This is a genomic window from Micromonospora desertarenae (assembly GCF_056150265.1).
In genome coordinates this window covers 610977-617600 of record NZ_JAXCFQ010000002.1, presented here as the reverse complement: position 1 = coordinate 617600, position 6624 = coordinate 610977, and the positions used below count along the sequence as shown (strand labels likewise).

Below are 6624 nucleotides of genomic sequence, written 5' to 3'. Positions count from 1 at the left end.
GGCGAACGAACTGGCCGCCCTGCGCGCCACCGGCTGGACCGACCCCGAACTCGGCCGGCTGATCGGCTACGAAGGCGTACTCCTCGGCGCACTCGGCGCGCTCGCCGGTGCCGGGCTGGGCGTGGGCGGCGCGGCCTGGCTGGTCGGGGACGTCCCGGGCGCGCTGGTCCTGGTCGCCGGGCTCACAGCGGCGGGCGGCGTGCTGCTCACCGCCACCGCGGCGCTGGCGCCGGCCACGCTGCTGCACCGCCTACCCACGGCACGACTGCTGGCAGAGGAGTGAGAGCGATGGACGAGAGCACCGCCGGTAGTCGGGTCGAGATCGCCGGGTTGGTGAAGCGGTTCGGCGGCGGCGCGGAGCAGATCAGCGCGGTCGACGGGGTCACCCTGGACATCGCCGCCGGCTCGGTGGTGGCCCTGACCGGACCCAGCGGATCGGGCAAGTCGACGCTGCTGCACCTGATCGGCGCGATCGAGCAGGCCGACGAGGGCACCGTCACCGTCGACGGGGTGGACGTGACCGGCCTGCGCCGGGCCGCGCTGTCCCGTTACCGCCAGCGGGTCGGCTTCGTCTTCCAGCGCTACCACCTGCTGCCCGCGCTCACCGTGCTGGACAACGTGGTCGCCCCGGTGCTCCCCCGCCGGGGCCACGCCGAGCACGTGACCCGGGCCCGCGAGCTGCTCGACGCGGTCGGCCTGGCCGGCCGGGAGCGGGCGCTGCCGGCGCAGCTCTCCGGCGGCCAGCAGCAGCGGGTGGCGATCGCCCGGGCGCTGATGGGCGCGCCCGGCCTGCTGCTCGCCGACGAGCCCACCGGCAACCTGGACTCGGCCACCGGTGCGCAGATCCTCGACCTGCTGCTCGGCCTGCGCGACCGGCACGGGATGACGGTCCTGCTGGCCACCCACGAGCGGGCGGTCGCCGCCCGGTGCGACCGGCTGGTCCGGCTCGGCGACGGCCGGGTGGTGGAGGACGTGGACCTCACCGGCGGCGAGGACCCGGCCACCACGTACGCCCGGGCCAGCGGCCTGCGCCTCTGATGCCCGGCCGGCGGCGGCCTCACCGTGGCGCGACCGACGTCCGGGCCGGCCCCGCCGCCCGGCGGGGCCGCGCGGGCGGGTGGGATCAGGCCGGGCTGGCGGTGCGGACCTGGTCGGCGATGCGCTCGGCGATGTCGCGGGCCGTCGCCTCGGTCGCGGCCTCGACCATCACCCGGACCAGCGGCTCGGTGCCGGACGGGCGGAGCAGCACCCGGCCCGTCTCGCCCAGCTCGGCCTCGGCCCGCTCGACCTCGGCCCGGACAGCGGGCGCGGCCGCGCCGACGGTACGGTCGCCGACCGGCACGTTGATCAGTACCTGGGGCAGCCGGGTCACCACCGCGGCCAGGTCGGCCAGCGACTTCCCGGTCGCCGCCATCCGGGACATCAGGTGCAGACCGGTCAGCACGCCGTCGCCGGTGGTCGCGTACGCGGGCATGACGATGTGCCCGCTCTGCTCGCCGCCGAGCGCCAGCCCGGACGCTCGCAGCTCCTCCAGCACGTACCGGTCGCCGACCTTGGTCTCGACCAGCCGGATGCCCTCCCGGGACATCGCCAGCCGCAGGCCGAGGTTGCTCATCACCGTGGCCACCAGGGTGTCGCCGGTCAGCGTGCCGGCTTCGCGCATGGCCAGCGCCAGGATGGCCATCACCTGGTCGCCGTCGACCTCGTCGCCGTCGGCGGTCACCGCCACGCACCGGTCGGCGTCGCCGTCGTGCGCGATGCCCAGGTGCGCGCCGTGCTCGACCACCGCGGCGCGCAGCGCCTCGATGTGGTTGGAGCCGCACTCGTCGTTGATGTTGAGCCCGTCCGGCTCGGCGTGGATCGCGACCACCTCGGCGCCGGCCTCCCGGTACGCCGCCGGGGCCACCTCGGCGGCCGCGCCGTTGGCGCAGTCGACCACGACCTTGATCCCGTCCAGCCGGTGCGGCACCGTGCCGACCAGGTGCTGCACGTAGTGGTCGGCGCCGTCGAGCAGGTCGTGCACGCGGCCCACCCCGGCGCCGACCGGCCGCTCCCAGGCGGTGGTGGCGTTCGCCTCGACCGCCGCCTCGATCCGCATCTCGATCTCGTCCGGCAGCTTGTGCCCGCCGGCGGCGAAGAGCTTGATCCCGTTGTCGGGCATCGGGTTGTGCGAGGCGGAGAGCATCACCCCGAGGTCGGCCTTGGCCTCCGCGGTGAGGAACGCCACGGCCGGGGTGGGCAGCACGCCGACCCGGACCACGTTCGCCCCGGCGCTGGCCAGGCCGGCCACCACGGCGGCCTCCAGCATCTCGCCGCTGGCCCGGGTGTCCCGGCCGACCACGGCGAGCGGCGGATGGCTCCGGTCCGTCTCGGCGAGCGTGTGGGCGGCCGCGACGGCCACCGCGAGCGCCAACTCGGGAGTGAGATCCGCGTTCGCCCGCCCGCGTACGCCGTCCGTGCCGAACAACCGGCCCATACCCGCCAACCTCCGTGGAAACTGCCGATGAAGGAGAAAAGCGGAACGGCCGGCCCACCTCCCGTCGCGGGGAGGCGGACCGGCCGTCCGTCAGAAGTACAACGTGAAGCTGTTGGTCAGCGCTTCGAGTACTGGGGAGCCTTACGGGCCTTCTTGAGGCCGTACTTCTTGCTCTCCTTGACCCGGGCGTCCCGGGTGAGGAAGCCGGCCTTCTTCAGCGCCGGGCGGTCGTCCGGCTCGCTGACGATCAGCGCCCGGGCGATGGCCAGCCGGAGCGCGCCGGCCTGACCGGTGGTGCCGCCGCCCCGCAGGTTGGCGATGACGTCGAACGCCTCGGCCTTCTCGGCGGTGACCAGCGGGTCCTTGATCAGCTGCTGGTGCACCTTGCTCGGGAAGTACGCCTCCAGGTCCCGGCCGTTGCAGGTGATCTTGCCGGAGCCCGGCACGATGCGGACCCGGACGATGGCCTCCTTGCGGCGACCCACGGTCTGGATCGGCCGGTCACCACGAGGCGCGCGGGCGACGGGCGCCGGCGCCTCGGTGGCCTCGGGGGCAACCTCGGTGGCGGTGATGTCGGTCATGCTGTTTCCTTCGCCCGCGCTCACTGCGCGATCTGCTTGATCTCGAACGGCACCGGCTGCTGCGCGCCGTGCGGGTGCTCGGCACCGGCGTAGACCTTCAGCTTCTTGATCAGCTTACGGCCGAGCTTGTTGTGCGGGAGCATCCCCTTGACGGCCAGCTCGATGGCCCGCTCGGGACGCTTGGTCAGCAGCTCGTCGTAGCCGACCTGCTTCAGGCCACCCGGGTAGCCGGAGTGGCGGTAGGCGATCTTCTGCTGCCGCTTGTTGCCGGTCAGCGCGACCTTGCCCGCGTTCACGATGACGACGAAGTCGCCCGTGTCGACGTGCGGCGCGAAAGTCGGCTTGTGCTTACCACGCAGCAACGTGGCGGCGTGGGTGGCCAGGCGGCCCAGCACGACATCAGAGGCGTCGATGACGTGCCACTGACGCTCGATCTCACCCGGCTTCGGGCTGTACGTACGCACAGGTCTACCTTGTCTCGTCGTCGGTCTGGGGTCGCGCGCCGAGGTGACCAGCGCGCACGAACGACCAAGCGTACCTCAGGGGCACGCCGCTGGATGTCGTACAACAGCAGGCAACGATACCCGGCGCCCGGTGGGCAGGTCAAAACGGGGTGCCGCCCCCGCGTGGCCCGCTCGCCCACCCATGGTAGAGGTCACACCCCGGCCAGCCGCCGGGGCCCCGGCCGCAGGTAGACCAGCCAGGTCAGGGCGACGCAGACCGCGTACGCGGCGATGAAGGCGAGGTACGCGGCGTCCGCGCTGCCCTGGCTGAGGAAGGACTGCCGGAAGGCGACGTTGACCAGCAGCCCGCCGGAGGCGCCGACCGCGCCGGCGATCCCGATCAGCGCCCCGGTCATCCGGGCCGACCAGCGCTGCGCCCCGGCCGGGTCGCGCCGCCCGGCGTCGACCGCGGCGACCGCCCGGGCCCGGAAGATCGCCGGGATCATCTTGTAGGTCGAGCCGTTGCCGATCCCGGAGAAGACGAACAGGGCCAGGAAGCCGGTCAGGTAGAGCCCGAACGAGCGCTCCCGCGAGGCGTACAGCACCAGGGCGGCGCCGGCGGCCATCGCCACGAAGTTCCAGAACGTCACCCGGGCCCCGCCGAGCCGGTCGGCGAGGTGGCCGCCGACCGGCCGGATCAGCGAGCCGATCAGCGGGCCGAGGAAGGTCAGCCAGGCCGCGTCCACCGGGGTCGGGAAGCGGTCGGCGAACTGGAGCTGGAGCACCTGGCCGAAGGCGAAGCCGAAGCCGATGAACGAGCCGAAGGTCCCGATGTACAGCAGCGACATGACCCAGGTGTGCGGGTCGCGGGCCGCCGCGCGCAGCGCGCCGGGCTCGTTGCGGGCCCCGGAGACGTTGTCCAGCCAGCACGCCGCCGCGAGCGCGGCCAGCACGATCAGCGGCAGGTAGACCGCCGGGACCAGCCGGGGGTACGCGGCGCCCGCGGTGGCCAGCACCGCCAGCCCGACCAGCTGCACCGCCGGCACCCCGAGGTTCCCGCCGCCGGCGTTGAGCCCGAGCGCCCGGCCCTTGAGCCGCTGCGGGAAGAACTGGTTGATGTTCGCCATCGAGGAGGCGAAGTTGCCGCCGCCGACGCCGGTCAGGCAGGCCAGCACCATCAGCGTGGAGTACGGGACACCGGGTTCGAGCAGCACGGTCATCGGCACCGCCGGCAGGAGCAGCAGCAGCGCGCTGACGATCGTCCAGTTCCGCCCGCCGAACCGGGCCACCGCCAGCGTGTACGGCAGCCGCAGCACCGCGCCCAGCGCCGCCGGTACGGCGGTGAGCAGGAACTTCCCGGCCGGGTCGATGCCGTACTCCGGGCCGAGGAAGAGCACCGTCACCGACCAGAGGCTCCACACCGAGAAGCCGACGTGCTCGGCGAAGATCGAGACCCACAGGTTCCGCCGGGCGATCCGGGCCCCGGTCGTCCGCCAGAATTCGGGGTCCTCCGGGCGCCAGTCGTCGATCCGGTGCCGCCGCCCGGTGCCGGCCGGGATGGCCTCGGCCCGGGGTGTGGTGGGTGCCAGGGTGCTCACGGCGCTTCCTCCTCGTCGATTGACCTGGAGGAACGCTAGGAACCCGGGATTACCCGGCGGTGCCCGTCGCGGGTCGGGCCGGAAACGGAGATCGCACGTCCGGCCCGGGCCGCCGGTGAGCTGTCAGAGCTGTCAGAGCTGTTGCAGGATCCGCAGCGCCCGGCCGACCCGCTGCATGGTCTCGGTGTCGGCGACGTCGACGCACTCGGTGAACCACTTCTTCATCGGCGAGGAGAGCCGGTCGGGCATCACCACGAAGCCGCCCATCGGCACCGCCAGGGGCGAGTCACGCAGCAGCGACTCCTCGACCACCTCGGCGACGATCACGATGGGCACGTCGGTGGAGTTGTAGACGTCGGAGCTGATCACCAGGCCGAACCGCTCGCGGGCGCCGGAGATGCGCCAGACCTCGCCCCTACGCAGCACTCGGACGCCCGCCGAAGAGCGCGTCGTCGACCATGCCCACCTCGCGGGCGTCGGCCAGGGCGGCGGACTCCAAATCCAGCCCGGCCCGGCCGACGGCGGCGGCGTGCGCGGTGAAGACCTCGCGCAGCGCCTTCTCCCGGGCCGCCTGGTCCATCCACGCGGAGAGCGAGAGGCCCTCGCGCTTGGCGAACCGGCGAGCCTCCTCGATCGTCTCGTCGGAGAACGACAGGGTCACCTTGGCTGTCATGCCGGCCAGACTACCCAGCGGTATGACCCGTAGTCATCCCAGCTGGGGTACCGATTCGCGCCGGCCGCCGAACACGGCAAACCGCCACTGCTTGAAGAAGCAGTCCACGTCCACCAGGCCCGCCTCGGCCAGCCAGCCGCACTGGTCGGCCACCGGCGCCGGCCGGTCGTAGGCCATCCGACCGAGCGCGGCGTCGATCTCGGCCGGGTCGGAGCCGAGCTCGGCGACCCGCGCCAGCCACACCTCGTGGTAGCGCCGGTCCAGTTCCGGGGTCGGCCCGGCGACCTGTTCGGCGTTGACGAGCACGCCACCGGGGGTGAGCAGCCGGGCCGCGCGGGCGTAGAGGTGGCGCTTGCCGGCGTCGTCGAGGTGGTGGATGGCCAGCGCGCTGACCACCGCGTCGTACCGCCCGTCGGGCAGCGGGTCGGTCAGGTCGGCGCGCACCGTCCGGTGCGGCACGCCCCGGGCGCGCAGGTGGTCGGCGGCGACGGCGAGCATCGCCGGGGCGGCGTCGACCAGGGTCACCCGGACGCCGGGGACGGCGGCGGTGAGCAGCAGCGAGAGCAGTCCGGTGCCGGCGCCCAGGTCGAGCACCTCGGGCGTACGCCCCGCCGCCAGGGCCGCCCGCAGCGGTGGCGCGGCCACCTCGACAGCGGTGCCGTAGAAGTCGTCGAAGCAGGGCACCAGGCGCCGGCGGGCCTCGTCGTAGCTGCCCGCCACCGCGTCGAAGGCGTCCGCGACGCTCATCCATGCCTCCCAAAATATAGGATTTTCGTCTCACATCATAGACGCTGCGGTCCGGCCCGTCACTCCCGTGCGGTGTGAGCCGCTCTTGACAGGACCGAAACAAACG

8 protein-coding genes and 1 pseudogene are annotated in these 6624 nt (G+C 73.3%); 2 read left to right on the top strand and 7 right to left on the bottom strand.

Annotation, left to right across the window (positions count from 1 at the left end; translation table 11 throughout):
- Positions 1-283, top strand: a pseudogene (locus SM577_RS05960) (ABC transporter permease); the annotation flags it as partial.
- Between the two features lie 5 nt (positions 284-288).
- Positions 289-1038 (top strand): ABC transporter ATP-binding protein, encoded by a 750-nt coding sequence (locus tag SM577_RS05955; protein ID WP_474581502.1) that lies wholly within the window; start codon positions 289-291, stop codon positions 1036-1038.
- An 85-nt stretch (positions 1039-1123) separates the two neighbouring features.
- Here the strand turns inward: SM577_RS05955 and glmM are convergent, their stop codons facing one another.
- The 7 genes from glmM to SM577_RS05920 all read right to left on the bottom strand — a co-directional run bounded on the left by glmM (position 1124) and on the right by SM577_RS05920 (position 6518).
- The gene (gene glmM / locus SM577_RS05950; RefSeq protein ID WP_302919485.1) at positions 1124-2476 is read right to left on the bottom strand and encodes a phosphoglucosamine mutase; all 1353 of its coding nucleotides are present in this window, start codon (positions 2474-2476) and stop codon (positions 1124-1126) included.
- A 116-nt stretch (positions 2477-2592) separates the two neighbouring features.
- Positions 2593-3057 (bottom strand): 30S ribosomal protein S9, encoded by a 465-nt coding sequence (gene rpsI, locus SM577_RS05945; protein ID WP_030501567.1) that lies wholly within the window; start codon positions 3055-3057, stop codon positions 2593-2595.
- A 20-nt stretch (positions 3058-3077) separates the two neighbouring features.
- Positions 3078-3521, bottom strand: a complete 444-nt coding sequence (gene rplM / locus SM577_RS05940) for a 50S ribosomal protein L13 (RefSeq protein ID WP_018720634.1) — start codon at positions 3519-3521, stop codon at positions 3078-3080.
- A gap of 191 nt (positions 3522-3712) precedes the next feature.
- Positions 3713-5098: an MFS transporter gene (locus tag SM577_RS05935; protein WP_474586442.1), complete on the bottom strand. Its 1386-nt coding sequence runs from the start codon at positions 5096-5098 to the stop codon at positions 3713-3715.
- Positions 5099-5230: 132 nt separating this feature from the next.
- Positions 5231-5524: a type II toxin-antitoxin system PemK/MazF family toxin gene (locus tag SM577_RS05930; protein WP_088991920.1), complete on the bottom strand. Its 294-nt coding sequence runs from the start codon at positions 5522-5524 to the stop codon at positions 5231-5233.
- Entirely contained in the window at positions 5514-5771 is a 258-nt protein-coding gene (locus SM577_RS05925) for a DUF6364 family protein (protein ID WP_302919487.1), read from the bottom strand. Before SM577_RS05925 ends, SM577_RS05930 begins: the two co-directional genes overlap by 11 nt.
- Before the next feature lie 33 nt (positions 5772-5804).
- The gene (locus SM577_RS05920; RefSeq protein ID WP_474586441.1) at positions 5805-6518 is read right to left on the bottom strand and encodes a methyltransferase domain-containing protein; all 714 of its coding nucleotides are present in this window, start codon (positions 6516-6518) and stop codon (positions 5805-5807) included.
- Between the last annotated feature and the right edge of the window lie 106 nt (positions 6519-6624).

Excerpts from the sequence above, each read along its gene's own strand:
- SM577_RS05955 (WP_474581502.1), top strand. The coding sequence starts at position 289 with ATGGACGAGAGCACCGCCGGTAGTCGGGTCGAGATCGCCGGGTTGGTG.
- glmM (WP_302919485.1), bottom strand. The coding sequence starts at position 2,476 with ATGGGCCGGTTGTTCGGCACGGACGGCGTACGCGGGCGGGCGAACGCG.
- rpsI (WP_030501567.1), bottom strand. The coding sequence starts at position 3,057 with ATGACCGACATCACCGCCACCGAGGTTGCCCCCGAGGCCACCGAGGCG.
- SM577_RS05925 (WP_302919487.1), bottom strand. The coding sequence starts at position 5,771 with ATGACAGCCAAGGTGACCCTGTCGTTCTCCGACGAGACGATCGAGGAG.
- SM577_RS05920 (WP_474586441.1), bottom strand. The coding sequence starts at position 6,518 with ATGAGCGTCGCGGACGCCTTCGACGCGGTGGCGGGCAGCTACGACGAG.